This is a genomic window from Embleya sp. NBC_00896, assembly GCF_045207785.1.
Taxonomy (GTDB): Bacteria; Actinomycetota; Actinomycetes; order Streptomycetales; family Streptomycetaceae; genus Embleya.
In genome coordinates, this window is sequence record NZ_CP108776.1 from 1,430,796 (window position 1) to 1,450,509 (window position 19,714).

Annotated in this window: 2 protein-coding genes; both read right to left on the reverse strand. The window is 74.6% G+C overall.

Annotated features, from left to right (window positions below; all coding sequences use genetic code 11):
* Positions 1-87: 87 nt before the first annotated feature.
* A complete protein-coding gene (locus OG928_RS06590; RefSeq protein WP_406280489.1) occupies positions 88-9,669 on the reverse strand; it encodes a type I polyketide synthase in 9,582 nt (3,193 codons plus the stop codon).
* Between the two features lie 109 nt (positions 9,670-9,778).
* Complete coding sequence (locus OG928_RS06595; protein WP_406280491.1) at positions 9,779-19,414, reverse strand: type I polyketide synthase; 9,636 nt, start codon at positions 19,412-19,414, stop codon at positions 9,779-9,781.
* Positions 19,415-19,714 lie beyond the last annotated feature (300 nt).

Sequence of the window (19,714 nt, forward strand, 5' to 3'; positions counted from 1 at the left end):
GTCGTGCAGCTCGACGGTCAGCCGCTTGAGAAGGTGGCGGATCTGCTGGTCACTCATGTGGTTCTGCCTTTCCCATGGGCCGACAAGTCAGGAGATTCCGAACTGCTTGCCGATGAATTCGATGAGCTCGTCGTCGCTCGCCGAGTCGATCTCGTCGGCGATCCCGGCGGCTTCGGGTTCGGAGAGGCCGGCCGCGCCGGCCGCGCCGCCGGAGCCGGCCGCCGGGTTGGCGGCCCAGCGTGCGGCGACCTCGGCCAACCGGGCTGCGGTCGCCGCGTGTTCGGCGGCATCCGCGGCGACGTGCCCGAGCAGTGCTTCGAGCCGGTCGATCTCGGCGAGCACGGTGTCGGTGGTCGCGACGACCTCCGGCACGAGTTCGCCGCGCAGGAACTCGGCCAGCGCGTTGGGCGTCGGGTAGTCGAAGACGAGCGTCGCCGGCAGCCGCAGACCGGTCTCGGCGGTCAGCCGGTTGCGCAGCTCCACCGCCGTCAAGGAGTCGAAGCCCTGGTCCCGGAACGGCTTCCCGGCCTCCACCGCGTCGGCGGACGCGTGCCCGTGCACGATCGCCGCCTGCGCGCGGACGAGCTGCACGAGGTACGGCTTGCGTTCGTCCTCGGCGAGCTCCGCGAGCGTCGCGGCGAGCCGGTTCGCGGGTGCCTCGACCGGTTCCGTGGACACCGCCTGGGCGGTGCCGCGCAGGATCTCGGCGACCAGCGGGTGCGGACGGTCGCGGAACAGCACGTCCCAGTCGATGTCACACACCGTCAGGTGGCTCTCGTCGGCGTCCAGGATCTGCCCGAGCGCCTCGACCGCGAGCGCGGGGTCGAGCATGGTCAGACCCTGGCGGCCGAGCCGCTCCTCGATCTCCGGCGCGGCGATCCCGCCACCGGCCCAGTGGCCCCAGGACACCGAGGTCGCGGGCCGGCCGGCGCTCCGACGGCGGGCGGCGAGGGCGTCGAGGTAGGCGTTGCCGGGGGCGTAGTTGCCCTGCCCGGCGACGCCGCAGATGCCCGCGACGGAGGAGAACAGCACGAACGCCGACAGGTCGGCGTCCCGGGTGAGTTCGTCCAGGTACCGGGCGCCGTCCACCTTGACCCGCAACACGCGCTGCATCTGATCGAGGGTCAGGTCACCGATCACGGCGTCGTCCAGGATGGCCGCCGCGTGCAGCACGGCGGTCAGCGGGAACTCCTCCGGCACGGCGGCCAGTACGGCCGCCAGCGCGTCCCGATCGCCCACGTCGCAGGACGCGAACGAGACCCGGGCGCCGAGCGCCGTCACGTCCTCGACGAGCTGCCGAGCTCCCGGCGCCGCCGCACCCGTACGACTCACGAGCAGCACGTGCTCGGCGCCGCGCGCCGCGACCCAGCGCGCCACATGCCCACCGAGGGCGCCCGTTCCGCCGGTCACCAGGACCGTGCCGGAAGGCTGCCACGTCCGGGCCGGCCGCGCGGCACCGAGCGGGGCGCGGACCAACCGGCGGCCCCACACTCCCGAGTCCCGGACCACGACATCCGACTCGGCCGTCGCGCCGGCCAGAACGGCCACGAGTCGGGCCCAGGCGGACGCGCCGGCGTCGGCGGGCGGCCGCGCGCTCGGCAGGTCGATCAGGCCGCCCCACGAACGCGGGCTCTCGGCCGCGACGATTCCGCCGAAGCCCCACACCTGGGCCTGCTCGGGCGCCCGCACCGGATCGTCCGCGCCGACCTGGATCGCGCCACTGGTCACCGCCCACAGCGGTGCCACCACACCGGCGTCGTCCATCGCCTGCACGAGCGCCACCGTCGCCGCCGCGCCCCACGGCACCGCGTCGAATCCGGTCACCGTGCCCTCGGCCAGCGCCAACAGCGAGACCACGCCGGACACCGGGCCCTGCCGCCCCGTCAGCAGGGCTCGCAAGGCGGCTCGTTCACCCTGATCGCGGGCGACCGGGACACGTTCCACCCGGGCCCCGGCCGCCGTGAGCAGCGGGGTCACGAAGTCCGCCCAGGCGACCGCGGCGTCCTCCTCGGGAGCCAGCACCAGCCACGTACCGCGCAGGCTGCCCGGCGCGGTCCCGCCGACCGGACGCCACACGATGCGGTGCCGCCACGCGTCGAGCGCGGCTCCGGAGCGTCGCCGGTCCCACCAGGAGGACAGCGCGGGCAGCACCGCGCCGAGTGATTCCGCCGACGTCTCCGAGCCCAACGCCTCGGCCAATCCGGCCTGGTCGCCGCTCTCGACGAGCTCCCAGAAGGCCGCGTCGATCGAGGCCGCCGAGCCGGTGTCGGCCGCCGCGCCGGCCTTCGGGCCCGCTTCGAGCCAGTAGCGCTTGCGCTCGAACGGGTACGTGGGCAGCTCGACCACGCGCGGCCGGCCGGCGGCGAAGGCGGCGCTCCAGTCCACGGCGACGCCGCGCACGAACGCTTCCGCAAGCGAGGTGTACAGGCGCTGCGCGCCGCCCTGATCGCGGCGTAGCGTCCCGACCACGACGGGGTTCGCCACCCCGGCATCGTCGAGCGTCTCGTCGATCGCGGCGGTCAGCACGGGGTGCGGGCTGACCTCGACGAACACGCCGTGCCCGGACGCCGCGAGGCCACGCACCGCTTCCTCGAACCGCACGGTCTCCCGCAGGTTCGTGGCCCAATAGGCACCGTCCATCGCCGCCGTATCGATCCAATCACCGGTCACCGTCGACCACACCGGAACCGACCCCGACACCGGCACGACCCCGGCAAGATCCGCCACGATCCGCGCCCGAATCTCCTCCACCTGCGCCGAATGCGACGCGTAATCCACCGGAATCAACCGCGCCCGACCACCCTCGGCCGACACCGCCGCCACCAACTCCACCAACACGTCCGGCTCCCCGGACACCACCACCTGCCCCGGACCATTCACCGCCGCCACGGATACCCGCCCACCCCACACGACGATCCGCTCACGCACCCGCTCGACCGACTCCGCCACCGACGCCATCCCGCCCCGCCCGGCCAGCGCGACGATCGCGCGACTGCGCAGCGCGACCACGCGGGCCCCGTCCGCCAACGACAGTCCGCCCGCCACGACGGCCGCCGCGATCTCGCCCTGGGAATGGCCGACCAGTGCATCCGGCGCAACCCCGTACGACCGCCACACCTCCGCGAGCGACACCAACACCGCCCACAACACCGGCTGGACCACATCCACCCGATCCAACGAAGGCGCACCCTCCACACCGGTCAGCACGTCCACCGGAGACCAGTCCACGAACGCCTCCAGGGCCTTCGCGCACTCGCCGAACCGGGACGCGAACACCGGCGACTGACCGAACAGCTCGGCCGCCATCCCGACCCACTGCGACCCCTGCCCCGGGAACACGAACACCGTCTTGCCGACCGGCTCCGCCGTCCCCGACACCACGCCCACCGCGGTCTCGCCCCGTGCCACCGCGTCCAGTCCGGCCGCCAATCCCTCCGGCGCGCCGACCAGCACGGCCCGCTCCGCGAACAGCGCCCGCGAAGTCACCAGCGAGAAGCCGACGTCCACCGGGTCGGCCGCGTCCAGCGCACCCCGCACCCGGGCGGCCTGCGCCCGCAGCGCGTCCGCCGTCCGGCCGGACACCACCCACGGCACGACGGTGGGCACGTCCTCGACGGGCTCCACCACCGGCGTCGGGTCGGTCCCGCTCTCGGTTTCGGTTGCGGTCTCGGTTGCGGTCTCGGGCAGTTCGAGGATCACGTGCGCGTTGGTCCCGCTCACCCCGAACGCCGACACCGCCGCGCGCCGCGGCCGATCCGCCTCCGGCCAGGGCTGAGCCTCCGTCAGCAGCCGTACTCCGCCCGCCGACCAGTCCACGTGCGGCGAGGGTTCGTCCACGTGCAACGTCTTGGGCAGCACCCCGTGCCGCAACGCCTCGACCATCTTGATCACACCCGCCACACCCGCGGCGGCCTGCGCGTGGCCGATGTTGGACTTCAACGACCCCAGCCACAGCGGCCGGTCCTCGGCCCGCTCGCGGCCGTAGGTCGCCAGCAGCGCCTGCGCCTCGATCGGGTCGCCCAGCGTCGTCCCGGTCCCGTGCGCCTCGACGACATCCACGTCCGCCGCCGACACACCCGCGTTCGCGAGCGCCTGCCGGATCACCCGCTGCTGCGAGGGCCCGTTCGGCGCGGTGAGCCCGTTCGAGGCGCCGTCCTGATTGACCGCCGAGCCGCGCACCACGGCCAGCACCCGATGCCCCAACCGCCGGGCGTCCGAAAGCCGTTCGACGAGCACGAGCCCGACTCCCTCGGCCCAGCCCGTACCGTCCGCCGCACCCGCGAACGCCTTGCAGCGCCCGTCCACCGACAACCCGCGCTGGCGGGAGAACTCCACGAACATCCCCGGTGAGGCCATCACCGCGACGCCACCGGCCAGTGCGAGATCACTCTCGCCCGAGCGCAGCGACTGCGCCGCGAGGTGCAGCGCGACCAGCGATGACGAGCACGCGGTGTCCACCGTCACCGCCGGCCCCTCGAACCCGAACGAGTAGGAGATCCGGCCCGACGCGACGCTGCCCGCGTTGCCCGTGCCCAGATATCCCTCCAGACCCTGCGGCGTCTCGGCCAGGCCGAGCGCGTAGTCGTGGCCCGCCATGCCCGCGAACACGCCGGTACGGCTGCCGACGAGGGTGTCGGGGTTGATCCCGGCGCGCTCGAACGCCTCCCACGCGGTCTCCAGGAGCAGCCGCTGCTGCGGGTCCATCGCGAGCGCCTCGCGCGGCGAGATCCCGAAGAAGCCGCTGTCGAACTCGGTCGCGTCGGGCAGGAAGGCGCCCTTGCGGGTGTACGACTTGCCGACCCGGTCCGGGTCGGGGTCGTACAGGCCCTCCACATCCCAGCCGCGGTCGGTCGGGAACTCGCCCACCGCGTCCGTGCCTGCCGCGACGAGCCGCCACAGGTCGGCGGGCGAGGCGACGCCGCCCGGAAGCCGGCAGGCCATCCCGACGATCACGATCGGATCGTCGGCCACTCCGGCGCCCTGGGCGACGGTCCCAATCGGCGCCTCGACCTCACCGAGCAGTTCGCCGCGCAGGAACTCGGCCAGCGCGTTGGGCGTCGGGTAGTCGAAGACCAGCGTCGCGGGCAACCGCAGACCCGTCTCCGCGCCGAGCCGATTGCGCAGCTCCACCGAGGTCAGCGAGTCGAACCCCTGGTCCCGGAAGGGCTTCCCGGCCTCCACCGCGTCGGCGGACGCGTACCCCTGGACGACGGCGGCCTGGGCCCGTACGACGTCCACGAGGTACCGGCGCCGATCGGCCTCGGCGAGTGCGCCCAGGCGGGCGCCCCATCCGGTCGGGTCGGTCGCCGGCGCGGTCGGCGCGGTCGCACGGGCGCTCGTGGTCAGCAGCTCGGTGACCAGCGGCGCCCGCCGGTCGCGGAACAGCACGTCCCAGTCGATGTCGCACACCGTCAGGTGGCTGTCGCCGGCGTCGAGCACCTGCCCCAGCACCTGGATGGCGAGGTCGGGGTCCAGCATCCGCAGGCCCTGTCGGCCGAGCCGTTCCTCCACCTCGGGCGCGGCGATCCCGCCGCCGGCCCAGTGGCCCCACGAGATCGCGGTGGCGGGGAGCCCCGCGGCCCTGCGTCGGCCGGCCAGCGCGTCCAGATAGGCGTTGCCGGGCGCGTAGTTGCCCTGACCGGGCACGCCGCAGATGCCGGCGAGCGACGAGAACAGCACGAACGCGGACAGGTCCAGGTCGCGGGTCAGTTCGTCGAGGTGTCGGGCGCCGTCCACCTTGACCCGCAGTACGCGGTCGATCTGATCGAGGGTCAGCTCGCCGATCACCGCGTCGTCCAACACCGCCGCCGCGTGCACGACGGCCGTCAGCGGGAACTCCGCGGGCACGCCCGCGAGTACGGCCGCCAAGGCGTCCCGATCGCCGACGTCACAGGCCGCGAACGACACCCGGGCGCCGAACCCGGCCACGTCGGCGGCGAGCGCCTCGGCCTCGGGAGCGGAGCCGCCCGACCGGCTCACCAGCAGGACGTGCTCGGCACCGCGCGCCGCGACCCAGCGGGCCACGTGTCCGCCCAGCGCACCGGTGCCACCCGTGACGAGCACGGTCCCCGACGGCTGCCACGACCCGGCATCCGGCTCCGCGCCCTGCGGTGCCCGCACCAACCTGCGTGCCCACACGCCCGATCCGCGCACCGCGACCTCGGTCTCGCCGGCCGCCTCGGACAGCACGGCGGCCAGCCGAGCGGCCGACACGTCGTCCGACACCTCGGCCGGGACGTCGATCAACCCGCCCCAGGCGTCCGGGAGTTCGGCGGCGACGATGCCGCCGAAGCCCCACACCTGCGCCTGCTCCGGTATCCGGATCGGATCGTCCGCGCCGACCGACACCGCGCCACTGGTCACGTTCCACAGCGGGGCGACGACATCGGCGTCGTCCAGACTCTGTACGAGGGCCACCGTCGCGGCGGCACCCCACGGCACCGAGTCGTGGCCGGGCGCGGACCCCTCCGCCAAGGCGAGCAGCGAGACGATACCCGTCACCGGCCCGTCCGCGGCGGCCAACCGCGCCCCGAGGGTCGCGCGATCGCCGTCGGCCCGGCCGATCACGACCGGAAGCGCACGCGCGCCCGCCGCCGGCAGCGCGGCACCGAACCACCGCGCCCACGGGGACGACGCGAGCTCTTCGGGAACGAGCAGCAGCCACGTGCCGGTGAGCCGTCCGAGGGCCGTGCCGGCCACCGGGCGCCACACGATGCGATGCCGCCACGCGTCCGTCGTGACGCCGGAGCGGCGACGCTCCCACCATGAGGACAGCGCGGGCAGGACCGCGCCCAGCGGCTCGGCGAGGTCGCCGTCGACATCGCCCAGCGCGGCCGACAGGCCCGCCGGGTCGGCGGTCTCGACCAGGTCCCAGAACGCGGAGTCCACGGCGGCCGCGGCGGGTTCGGCGTTCTCGCCGGTGTCCAGCCAGAATCTCTCGCGCTGGAACGCGTAGGTCGGCAGCGACACCCGCTCCGCGGCGGCGTCCTCGAACGCGGCGGCCCACGCGACGGGGACACCGCGAACGAACGCCTCGGCCAGCGACGCGTGCAGCCGCGCCAATCCGCCCTGGTCGCGACGCAGCGTGCCCACCACCACCGATGCGCCGACGCCGACGTCCTCCAGCGTGTCCTGGATCGCGGCGGTCAGCACGGGGTGCGGGCTGACCTCCACGAACACGCCGTGCCCGGACGCCGCGAGGCCACGCACCGCTTCCTCGAACCGGACCGTCTCCCGCAGATTCGTGGCCCAGTAGGCACCGTCCATCGCCGCCGTGTCGATCCAATCACCGGTCACCGTCGACCACACCGGAACCGACCCCGACACCGGCACGACCCCGGCCAGATCCGCCACGATCCGCGCCCGAATCTCCTCCACCTGCGCCGAATGCGACGCGTAATCCACCGGAATCAACCGCGCCCGACCACCCTCGGCCGACACCGCCGCCACCAACTCCACCAACACGTCCGGCTCCCCGGACACCACCACCTGCCCCGGACCATTCACCGCCGCCACGGATACCCGCCCACCCCACACGACGATCCGCTCACGCACCCGCTCGACCGACTCCGCCACCGACGCCATCCCGCCACGCCCGGCCAGGGCCACGATCGCGCGACTGCGCAGCGCGACGACCGTGGCCCCGTCCTCCAGGGACAGCCCGCCGGCCACGACCGCAGCGGCAATCTCGCCCTGCGAATGGCCGACCAGCGCGGCCGGCTCGACCCCGTAGGAGCGCCAGACCTCGGCCAGCGACACGAGCACCGCCCACAGGACCGGCTGAACCACATCCACCCGATCCAACGAAGGCGCACCCTCCACACCCGTCAGCACATCGACCGGAGACCAGTCCACGAACGCCTCCAGGGCCTTCGCGCACTCGTCGAAGCGCGCCGCGAAGACCGGTGCCTGGCTGTACAGTTCGGCCGCCATCCCGACCCACTGCGACCCCTGCCCGGGGAAGACGAAGACGGTCCCGCCGACCGCGTCCGCCGAGCCGGTCACCACCCCGGCGGCCGATTCACCGCGCGCCAGTGCGCCGAGTCCGTCGGCCAGGGCGGCTCGATCCGGGCCCACGACGACCGCCCGCTCGCCGAACACCGAGCGCGATGACACCAGCGAGTGGCCGATGTCACCGGCGCGTACCCCCGGCTCCAACGCGGCTTCCAGCCGGCTCGCCTGCGCCCGCAGCGCCTCCGGCGACTTGGCGGAGAGGACCCACGGGATCGAGGCCGGCTCCGGAGCCGGCGCCTGGGCCGACTGGGGTTCGGGTGCGCCCTCGTCCTCCGGGAGTTCGAGGATCACGTGCGCGTTGGTCCCGCTCACCCCGAACGCCGACACCGCGGCCCGGCGCGGGCCCGCCCCGGTCGGCCAGGGCCGAGCCTCCGTCAGCAGCCGTACTCCGCCCGAGGACCAGTCCACGTGCGTGGTCGGCTCGTCCACGTGCAACGTCCTCGGGAGCACGCCATGCCGCAGCGCCTCGACCATCTTGATCACACCGGCCACGCCGGCGGCCGCCTGCGCGTGCCCGATGTTGGACTTCAACGAGCCCAGCCACAGCGGCCGATCGGCCGGTCGGTCCCGGCCGTAGGTCGCGAGCAGGGCCTGTGCCTCGATCGGGTCGCCGAGTCGGGTGCCCGTGCCGTGCGCCTCGACCACGTCCACATCCGCGGTGGTCAGGCCCGCGTTGGCGAGCGCCTGCCGGATCACCCGCTGCTGGGACGGCCCGTTCGGCGCGGTGAGCTGGCTGCTCGTGCCGTCCTGGTTGACCGCGCTGCCCCGGAGCACGGCGAGCACCCGGTGCCCGGCCTTGCGCGCGTCGGAGAGCCGCTCCAGGACCAGCAGTCCGACCCCTTCGGCCCAGCCCGTACCGTCCGCCGCACCCGCGAACGCCTTGCAGCGTCCGTCCGCCGACAACCCGCGCTGGCGGGAGAACTCGACGAACATCCCCGGCGAGGCCATCACCGTGGCACCGCCCGCGAGCGCGAGATCGCACTCGCCGGAGCGCAGCGACTGGGCGGCCAGGTGCATGGCCACCAGGGACGACGAGCAGGCGGTGTCCACGGTCACGGCCGGGCCCTCGAAGCCGAACGTGTAGGAGATCCGGCCGGACGCGACGCTCGTCGTGCTGCCGGTCAGGACGTAGCCGTCGACTCGGTCCGGCGTGGTCTTGTACAGGCGCGGCGTGTACTCCTGCGCGATCACCCCCGCGAAGACGCCGGTGGCCGAGCCGCGAACCGACGTCGGGTCGATCCCGGCGTCCTCCAGCGCCTCCCACGCGGTCTCCAGGAGCAGCCGCTGCTGCGGATCGGCGGCGAGCGCCTCGCGCGGCGAGACGCCGAAGAAGGCCGCGTCGAACTCCCCGGCGTCGTGGAGGAATCCGCCCTGCCGCGTATAGGTCTTGCCGACCGCGTCCGGGTCCGCGTCGTACAACCCGTCCAGGTCCCAGCCGCGGTCGGCGGGGAAGCCGCCGACCGCGTCGCGGCCCTCGTCGACCAGGCGCCACAGGTCGGCGGCGGAGTGCACGCCGCCGGGCAGTCGGCAGCCGATTCCGACCACGGCGATCGGCTCGCTCCTGGCTTCCTCGTTCTCGCGCAGCCGACGCCGGGCCTGGTGCAGGTCGGCGGTCACCCGGGTGAGGTAGTCACGCAGCTTCTCTTCGTTCGCCATGGGGTATCAGCCTTTTCCGTGCGGCGGGTTCGGCGCGGTCGTCGAGCTCGTCGTGGGTGCCCGGCGGGCCGTTTCGGTGGTCGGATCGGTCGCCGGGTCGGTCGTCATGTCAGGAGATGCCGAGCTCGTTGTCGATGAAGTCGAAGAGCTCGTCGTCGGTCGCCGCGCCGAGCTGCTCGACGACGTCCAGGCCCGAATCGCCCGGTACATCGGCACCGAACCGGCCCAGGAGCCCGTGCAGTCGGGCGATCACGCCCGCCCGGAACTCCTCGTCCGGGACGTGGCCGTCGGCGAGCAGGTCGGCCAACGACGCCTGCCACCGGTCGAGTTCGGCCAACAGCGGGCCGGTGCCAGGTACGGCTGCGTCGGCGAACAGCCGGTCCCGCAGGTGGCCGGCCAGGGCGACCGGGGTGGGGTGGTCGAAGACCAGCGTGGAGGGCAGGTCGAGACCGGTGCCGGCGTTGATCCGGTTGCGCAGCTCGATCGCGCCGAGGGAATCGAACTCGGCTTCCAGGAAGCCCCGTTCGGGCTTGATCGCGTCCGCTCCGTCGTGGCCGAGGATCGCGGCGGCGGTGAGTCGTACGAACAGCAGGAGTTCGCGGTACTGCTCGTCGGCCGGGCGGCCGGCGAGCCGCTCCCGCACGCCGACGGCGGCGGCCTTTCGGCCGGAACCGGCACGTGCGGAAGTGCGCTGTGCGGGTACGCGGCCGGCGGTGGCCGCGCGGGCCAGGCCACCGAGGAGTTCGATCGCCGCCTCCGGGCGCAGTGCGCTCGTGTCCACGCGGGCCGCCACCGGTGTCGGCAGCGGCGTGTCCAGCGCGCGGTCCAGGAGCTCGAGCCCGGTCTCGGTGCTCATCGGGGCCAGGCCGCTGCCGGCCATCCGGCGCCGGTCCACCTCGGTCAGGTGCGCGGCCAGTCCGCCGGCCTCGGCCCAGTGGCCCCACGCGATCGAGGTCGCGGCGAGCCCGTGGCTGTGCCGGTGTTGGGCGAGTGCGTCCAGGAAGGTGTTGGCGGCGGCGTAGGCCGACTGGCCGGGGTTGCCGAGCACGCCGACGGCCGACGAGTAGAGCACGAACGCGGACAGGTCCAGGTCGGCGGTGAGGGTGTGCAGGTTCCAGGCGGCGTCCACCTTGGGCCGCAGCACCGCTCGAAGCCGGTCCGGGTCCGTCGTGGTGAGCGCGCCGTCCGCGACGACGCCGGCGGTGTGCACGACGGCCGTGAGCGGGTGCTCGGTCGTGATCGTGGCCAGCAGCTCGGCGAGCGCGGTCGGGTCGGCGACGTCGCACGCCTCGACGCGGACCGAGGCGCCCAGCCGGGCCAGTTCGGCACGCAGTTCGGCGGCGCCGGGGGCGGCCGGGCCGGTCCGTCCGACCAGCAGTACGTGTCGGGCGCCGTGCCGGGTGATCAGGCGCCGGGCCGCGAGGGCGCCGAGGGCGCCGGTGCCGCCGGTGATCAGGACCGTGCCGGTCGGGTCCACCGCGCCGTGCGCGGGCGGGATGGTGAGCACGAGCTTCCCGGTGTGCCGGGCCTGCCCGAGGTGCCGCAGGGCCTGTACGCCGTACCGGATGTCCCACGCGGTGACCGGCAGCGGGGTGAGCGTGCCGTCGGCGAACAGCGGCGCGAGCACGGCCAACATCCGCCCGATGTGCGCGGGTTCCAGGGTCAGCAGGTCGAAGGCCCGGTAGTCGACACCCGGGTGAGCGGTCGAAACGGCGGCCGCGTCGCGCAGGTCGGTCTTGCCCATTTCGACGAACCGGCCGGCGGGCGCGAGCAGTCGCAGTGACGCGTCGGTGAACTCGCGGGCGAGCGAGTTGAGCACGACGTCGATGCCGCGTTCGAGGGTGGCGATCCGGAACAGGCCCTCGAAGTCGAGGTTGCGCGAGGAGGCGATCCGGTCGTCGGCGAGGCCCTGCGCGCGCAGCGTGGGCCACTTGGCGGGACTGGCGGTGCCGTACACGTCGGCGCCCCAGTGCCGACCGAGCTGGACCGCGGCCGTGCCGACCCCGCCGGTCGCGGCGTGCACCAGCACCGACTCGCCGCGCCGCAGCCCGGCCAGTTCGACGAGGCCGTGGTAGGCGGTGAGGAAGGCCACGGGAACGGTGGCCGCCTGCGCGTACGTCCAGCCGGCCGGGATCGCGGTGAGCATTCGGTGGTCGACCACCGCGTGTGATCCGAGGACGCCGGGCAGCAGTCCCATCACCCGGTCCCCGACCGTGAGTTCGGTGACGTCGGAGCCGATCTCGACGACCACGCCCGCGCCCTCGGCGCCGATCCGAGCGGCCCCGGGGTAGACGCCGAGCGCGATCAGCACGTCCCGGAAGTTCAGCCCGGCGGCCCGCACGGCGATCCGCACCTCGCCGGCCGCGAGCGCCGCCGCGGCCTCGGGCGCGGGCAGCAGTGCGACGTTGTCGATGCTGCCGGGCACGGTGACGTCGAGCCGCCACGGCGCGGGCGCGGCCGGGGCTTCGAGGACGTCCTCGGGACGTATTCGGGTGAGCCGCGGCACCTGGATCTCCCCTCCACGCAAGGCCAGTTGCGGCTCCCGGGTGGCCAGTGCCGCGGTGACGGCGGCGGCCGAGTCGGCGTGTGCGTCGAGGTCGAGGATCCGCAGCCGACCGGGGTGTTCGGCGGCCGCCGCGCGGACCAGGCCCCACAGCCCCGCGGAGGTGAGGTCGCGGACGTCCTCGCCGGCGTGCGTGGCGATCGCCTCGCGGGTGACCAGGACGAGTTCGGCGTCGCCGAATCGGGCGTCGCCCAGCCACTCCCGAAGCAGTGCCACCGCGCGGGCGGTGACCTCGTGGGTGCCGGCGACCGTCGGCGTCGAGCCGGCCGGCGGTACGAAGGGCACCAGGACGTGGGCGGGCGGCTCGGCCCCGGCGGTCAGGGCCGCGCCGAGCGCGGCCAGGTCGCGGTGGTAGCCGACCGGCCGGTCGAACGGCACCGAATGTGTGCCGAGCCCGAGCGGGTCGGCGTCGGCGTCGCCGATGACGACCCAACCGAGGTGCTCGGTGGCGTCCTTCGGGTCCTGGACGGTGCTCCAGTCCACCCGGAACCACGCGTCCTCCGCCGGGGCGGTGCGGCCCGCGAAGCGGGCGGCCGGCGCCGCGCGCAGGCTCAGCCGATCGATCGACACGACCGGTGTCCCGTCGGCCTCGGTCGCGGTGAGCGCGACAGCGTCGGCGCCGATCGGGGCGATCCGCACCCGCAGTTCACGGGCTCCGGAGCTGTGCGCGGTCACGCCGTTCCACGAGAACGGCAGGCGGGTGGGCGCCGCGGGGTCGGTGCCGGGCAGCAGGCCGACCACGGCGTGCAGCGCGGCGTCGAGCAGCGCGGGATGGACCCGGTGGCCGGCGTCCTGCGCCTCGTCCGGCAGCGCGACCTCGGCGAGCAGGTCGTCGCCGTGCCGCCACGCGGCGGTCAGGCCCTGGAAGGCGGGGCCGTAGTCGTAGCCGAGTTCGGTGAGCCGGTCGTACAGGTCGTCGACGTCGATCGCGCTCGCGCCGGGCGGGGGCCAGGCGTCGGCGGCCCGGCCGGGGGCGGCGGAGTCGGAGGTATCGGGCGCGGCCAGGTGTCCGGCCGCGTGCCGGGTCCAGTCCGCCGCCCGGGGCCCGCGCGAGTACACGGTCACCGCGCGCGTGCCGTCGGGGTCCTCGGCGCCCACCGCGAGTTCGATCCGGACCGGCTCGTCCTCCGCGAGCACCAGTGGTGCGGCCAGGACGAGTTCGCCGATGCCGCCCGCGCCGGCCCGTTCCGCGGCGTACAGCGCGAGGTCCACGAACGCGGTCCCCGGCAGCAGGACCGTGCCGTGTACGGCGTGGTCGGCGAGCCACGGATGGGTGCGGGTGGACATCAGGCCGGTCCAGAGCAGGCCCGAGCCGTCCGCGCGTTCCACCGCCGCGCCGAGCAGCGGGTGGTCGCTCTCGTCGATCCCGGACCCGGCGAGGTCGGCGCCGTGAGCGGGCGCGTCCAGCCAGTGTCGGCGGCGCTGGAACGCGTAGGTAGGCAGGTCCGCACGGCGCACGTCGCGACCGGCCCACGCGCGGGTCCAGTCGATCGGGGTGCCGCTCACGTGCAGCCGGGCCAGCGCCTGGGTGAACGTGCGGGCCTCGGGCCGGTCGCCGCGCAGCGCGGACACCACGACGGGCGCGGCTTCGCTCAGGGTCGCGTGCGCGAGTGCGGTGAGTACGGCGTCGGGACCGAGTTCGAGGTAGGTGGTGGTGCCGAGCGCGGCCAGGCGTTCGATCCCGTCCCGGAAGCGCACCGCCTCGCGGATGTGCCGAACCCAGTAGTGCGGGTCGGCCAGTTCGGCGGCGGTCGCGATCTCGCCGGTGAGGTTGGAGATGACCGGAATGCGCGGCTCGGCGAAGCTCAGGCCGGCCGCGATCGCCCGGAACTCGTCGAGCACGGCGTCCATGTGCGGCGAGTGGAACGCGTGGCTGACCTGGAGTCGCTTGGTCTTGCGGCCGGCGTCGCGCCAGGTCTCGGCGAGCGCGACGACGATCTCGGCGGTCCCCGAGATCACCACCGAGTCGGGCCCGTTCACGGCCGCGATCCCCACGTGCGCCTCGTGGCCCGCGACCAGCGCGGCGATCTCGTCCTCGGTGCCCTGGAGCGCGATCATCGCGCCGGTCGCGGGCAGGCCGCCCATCAGTCGGCCGCGCGCGACGACGAGCTTCGCGGCGTCGGCGAGGGTGAGCACGCCCGCGACGTGAGCCGCCGTCAGTTCGCCGATGGAGTGGCCGATCAGGTGATCGGCCACGATTCCGTACGACTCGGCCAGCCGGTACAGCGCGGTCTCGACCGCGAACAGGGCGGGCTGGGTGTACTCGGTCGCGTCCAGCAGCGCGGCCTCGGCGCTGCCGGGCTCGGCGAACAGCAGGTCGCGCAGGGGCCGGTCGAGGCCGGCGTCCAGGTGCTTCAGCGCGGCGTCCAGCGCGGCGGCGAACACGGGCTCGGCCGCGTACAGTTCGCGGCCCATCCCGGCGCGCTGACTGCCCTGGCCGCTGAACAACACGGCGAGCGGCCCGGCGGGTCGGACCGCGCCCTCGACGAGATTGGCGGCGGCGCCGCCGTCGGCCAGGGCCGCCAGGCCGCGCAGCAGGTCGTCGCGGCCGGCTCCGGTGACCACCGCGCGGTGCGCGAAGGCGCTTCGGGACGTGGCGAGCGCGAACCCCAGGTCGCCGAGCGCGACGTCCGGGCGGTCGGCGACGTGCTCGCTCAGGCGGACGGCCTGGGCGTGCAGGGCGTCGTCGCTCACGGCGGACAGCAGCCAGGGGCCGGCGTGGTCGGTGCCGGTGGGCGACTCGTCCTCGATCGGCGGCTGTTCGAGGATCACGTGGGCATTGGTGCCGCTGATCCCGAACGAGGACACCGCCGCGCGGCGCGGTCGGTCCGCCGCGGGCCAGGCGGTCTCCGCGTCGAGCACGGCGATTCCGCCGCAGGCCCAATCCACGTGCCGCGAGGGCGTGTCCAGGTGCAGGGTCCTGGGCAGGACGCCGTGCCGCATCGCCTCGATCAGCGTGATCACGCCGGTCACGCCGGCGGCGGCCTGGGTGTGCCCGAGGTTGGACTTGACCGATCCGACCAACAGCGGCCGCTCCGCCGGGCGGTCGACGCCGTAGGTGGCCAGCAGCGCCTCGGCCTCGATCGGGTCGCCGAGCGTGGTGCCGGTGCCGTGTGCCTCGACGGCGTCCACGTCGGCAGGCTCCAGCCGGGCGTCCGCGAGCGCCTGGCGGATCACCCGCTGCTGGGCCGGGCCGTTGGGCGCGGTCAGGCCGTTGCTCGCGCCGTCCTGGTTGACCGCGCTGCCGCGCACGACGGCGAGTACGGGGTGGCCGAGCCGGCGCGCGTCGGAGCGTCGTTCGAGCAGCACGAGCGCGGCGCCCTCGGCCCACGCGGTGCCGTCGGCGGCGTCCGAGAACGGCTTGCAGCGGCCGTCCGGGGCCAGGCCGCGCTGCCGGCTGAACTCGGTGAACATGCCGGGCGTGGACATCACCGTGACGCCGCCGGCGAGCGCGAGCGTGCACTCGCCCGCCCGCAGTGCCCGGGCCGCGAGGTGCAGTGCGACCAGCGACGACGAGCACGCGGTGTCGATGGTGACCGCCGGGCCTTCGAGGCCGAGGGTGTACGCGAGTCGTCCGGACGCGACGCTGCTCAGGCTGCCGGTGAGCAGGTGGCCCTCGTAGCCCTCGGGTGCCTCGTGCAGGCGCGGCCCGTAGTCCTGCGGCATGGTGCCGACGAAGACGCCCGCCCGGGTGCCGCGCAGGGTGTTCGGCGCGATCCCGGCCCGTTCGACGACCTCCCACGCGGTCTCCAGGAGCAGGCGCTGCTGCGGGTCCATCGCGGCCGCCTCGCGCGGGCTGATCCCGAAGAAGCCGGGGTCGAACGCGTCGGCCTCGTAAAGGAATCCGCCCGCGCGGACGTAGGAGGTGCCGGGCCGGCCGAGCTCGGGGTCGTACAGCGCGTCGAGGTCCCAGCCGCGGTTGGTGGGGAACGGCCCGATCGCGTCGGTCCCGGCGGCGACCAGGTCCCACAGCGCCTCGGGGGTGTCCGCGCCGCCGGGCCACCGGCCGCCGGCCGCGACGATCACGATCGGGTCGTCGTCGGACGCGGCCGGCGCCGGGGCGGCCCCGGACCGTCCGCCATCCGCGGGCACGGTGCCGGCCGTGCGGTGCGCGAGGTGGCGGGCGACGGCCCGGGGGGTCGGGTGGTCGAAGGTCAGCGCCGAGGACAGGCGGGTCCCGCTCGCGGCGGCGAGCCGGTCGCGGAACTCCAGGGCACCGACCGAGTCGAAGCCCAGGTCCTTGAACGTGCGGTCGGGGTCGACGGCGGCCGGTCCGGCGTGGCCGAGCACGGCGGCGGCGGTGGCCCGGACCAGGACGAGCGGGTCGGGGGCGGTCGTGCCCACCGCCTCGACGGGAATCGACGCGGCGTCGGGAATCGACGCAGGGTCGGGCTCCGTGGCGGCCGCGGTGGCTTGGGCGGTTCCGGTGGTGGTCGGCTCGGCGATCCAGTGCGGCGTGCGCAGGAACGCGTACGTGGGCAGGTCGGCTCGCCGCGCCCCGGCCGGCAGCGCGGCCGTCCAGTCGACGGGCGTGCCGTGTACGAACGCCTGGGCCACCGAGGTCAACACCCGGCGCGGACCGCCGTCGCCCCGGCGCAGCGTGCCCACGGTCAGCGCGTCGTCGGCCGCGCTCTCGTCCGCGTCCAGGATCTGCCGCAGGCCCATGGTCAGCACGGGGTGCGGGCTGGCCTCGACGAACGTGCGCCGGCCGGAGGCGAGCGCGGCGCGCACCGCGTCGTCGAAGCGCACAGTGCCGCGCAGGTTGCGGAACCAGTAGTCGGCGTCCAGTCCGGCGGTCTCCAACAGGCCGCCGGTGACGGTCGAGTAGAACGCGATGTCGCTGTCGACCGCGACGATGCCGGCCAACTCGCGGGCCAGCTCCGCGCGGAGCGGTTCGACGTGCGGCGAGTGCGAGGCGTAGTCCACCGGGATGGCGCGCACATCCACGCCGGCGGCGGTGTACTCGGCGAGCAGCGCGTCGAGCGCCTCCCGGTCGCCGGATACGACCGTGGACGCGGGCCCGTTGACGGCCGCGATGCCCAGTCGGTCGACGCGGTCGCCGATCGCGGTCCGCACCTCGTCTGCGGGACGCGGGATCGAGGCCATCCCGCCGCCCGGCGCGAGCCCGACCAGGAGCCGGCTGCGCCGCGCGACGAGCAGTGCGGCGTCCTCCAGGGTCAGCGCGCCGGCGATGTGCGCGGCGGCGATCTCCCCCTGCGAGTGGCCGATCACCGCGTCGGGTCGGACTCCGAACGCCTCCCAGAGTCGGGCCAGCGAGACCATCACGGCGAACAGCACGGGCTGCACGACGTCCACGCGGTCGAGCGAGGGCGCCCCGGGGGCATCCCGCAGGACGTCCCGCGGCGACCAGTCCACGTGCGGGGCGAGCGCCGCGGCGCACGCGTCCAGGTGCGCGGCGAACACCGGTGAGGTGTCGAGGAGTTCGGCGGCCATGCCGGCCCACTGCGAGCCCTGGCCGGGAAAGACGAACACGGTGGAGGTGTGCGGGCGCGCGGTGCCGGTCACGGCGGCACCGCTCGGCAGACCCACGGCCAACGCGGCCGTTCCGTCGGCGAGTTCGGCGAGGCCGGCGCCGATGACCACGGCTCGGTGCTCGAAGGCGGTACGGCCGACCGCGAGCGTCAGCGCCACGTCGTCGGGCGCGACCGGTCCGGCCTGCGTTCCCGTTCCCGTCTCCGCCGCTGCTTCCGTCTCCGCCTCCGCCGCCGCTTCCGTCACCGCGGCGTGCAGCCGACCGGCCTGCCCGCGCAGCGCCTCGGAGTCGCGTGCCGAGATCGGCCACGGCAGCACCGCCGGGTCGCCGAACACGCCCGACTCGGCCGGGTCTTCGGCCGGGTCTTCGGTCGGCGCGGCCGGCGGCTCGCCGAGCACCACGTGGCAGTTGGTCCCGCCCATGCCGAACGAGCTGACCCCGGCGAACAGCGGTGCGTCCGGGTCCGGCCACGGTCCGGCCGCGTCCTGGACCCGAAGGCCGGCCGCGTCGAGGTCGATCGCCGGGTTGGGTGTCGCGTAATTGAGGCTGGCCGGCAGCATGCGCCGGCGGATGCCGAGCACCGTCTTGAGCAGCCCGACGATCCCCGACGCGCCCTCCAGGTGGCCGACGTTGGTCTTCGCCGAGCCGACCGCGAGCCGGTCGGCCCCGGTCCGACCGGCGCCGAAGGCGGCCCCCAGGGCCGCGGCCTCGATCGGGTCGCCGACCCGGGTGCCGGTGCCGTGCAGTTCGACGTACTGGATCCGCGCGGGGGCGATGCCCGCCGCGTCGGCGGCCCGGCGCAGCGCGTCCGCCTGGGCGTCGGCGTCGGGCACGGTGAGCCCGTCGGTGTCGCCGTCGCTGGTCACCGCGCTGCCATGGATCACGGCGTGGATCGGGTCGCCGTCGGCGAGCGCGGCGGCGAGCGGCTTGAGCAGCACGACACCGCCGCCCTCGCCGCGCACGAAGCCGTTGGCACGCGCGTCGAAGGTGAACGAGCGGTGGTCGGGCGACAGGCCGCCGAAGCGCTCCGCGCCCACGGTGCTCTCGGCGGCGAGGTTGAGGTGCACACCGCCGGCGAACGCCAGCGTGGACTCGCCGCTGCGCAGGCTCTCGCAGGCCAGGTGGACCGCGACCAGGGAGGAGGACTGCGCGGTGTCGACGGTCAGGCTCGGGCCGTTCAGGTCGAGCGCCCAGGACAGCCGGTTGGCGACCAGGCCGCGCGCGACGCCGGTGAACGTGTGCCGGGTGACCGCGTCCGTCCCGTGCCGGTGCACCACCGTGGACCAGTCGTTCGAAATCGCGCCGACGAACACGCCGGCCCGGGTGCCGGCCAGGGATTCGGGCAGGAGACCGGCGTCTTCGGCGGCCTCCCACCCGAGTTCGAGGACGAGCCGCTGGTGCGGGTCCATCGCGTCGGCCTCGCGCGGCGAGATCCCGAAGAACGCGGCGTCGAACCCGTCGACCCGGTCGAGGTATCCGCCGGGCCGAAGTTCGGCTCCGCGCCGCCGTACGGGGGTCGGTTCGCCCACGGCGGAGGTGCCGTCGCGCAGCAGCCGCCAGAAGGCGGCCGGATCGGCGGCACCCGGGAGTCGGCACGCCATTCCGATGACGGCGATCGCGGTGCCGTGCTGCTCACGATTGGTGGTGGTGCTGTCGTGGCTCATCATCGCGGAGTTGTCGCCCCTCATGCCGAACGATCCGATCCCGTCCGGCGATCGAATGCGCCGAACGGTTTCAAGATTCGTCCGGTGAACCCCGGGCGATAACCCCTGTCGATCCCCTACCGACCCCATAGGGGACGGGCCCCGAAGAGCCCCTATCGGGGCGGCCGGCCGACCCCCTCACGGCCCCTGTTTCCGTCCCCGCACGGCTCCTGTTTCGGACCCTTCACGGCTCCCTCACCGCTCCCCTCGCGGCTCCCTCACCGCTCCCTTCACGGCTCCCTTCGCGGACACCTTCCAAGCCCCCTCACACCGCCCTCGCACCGC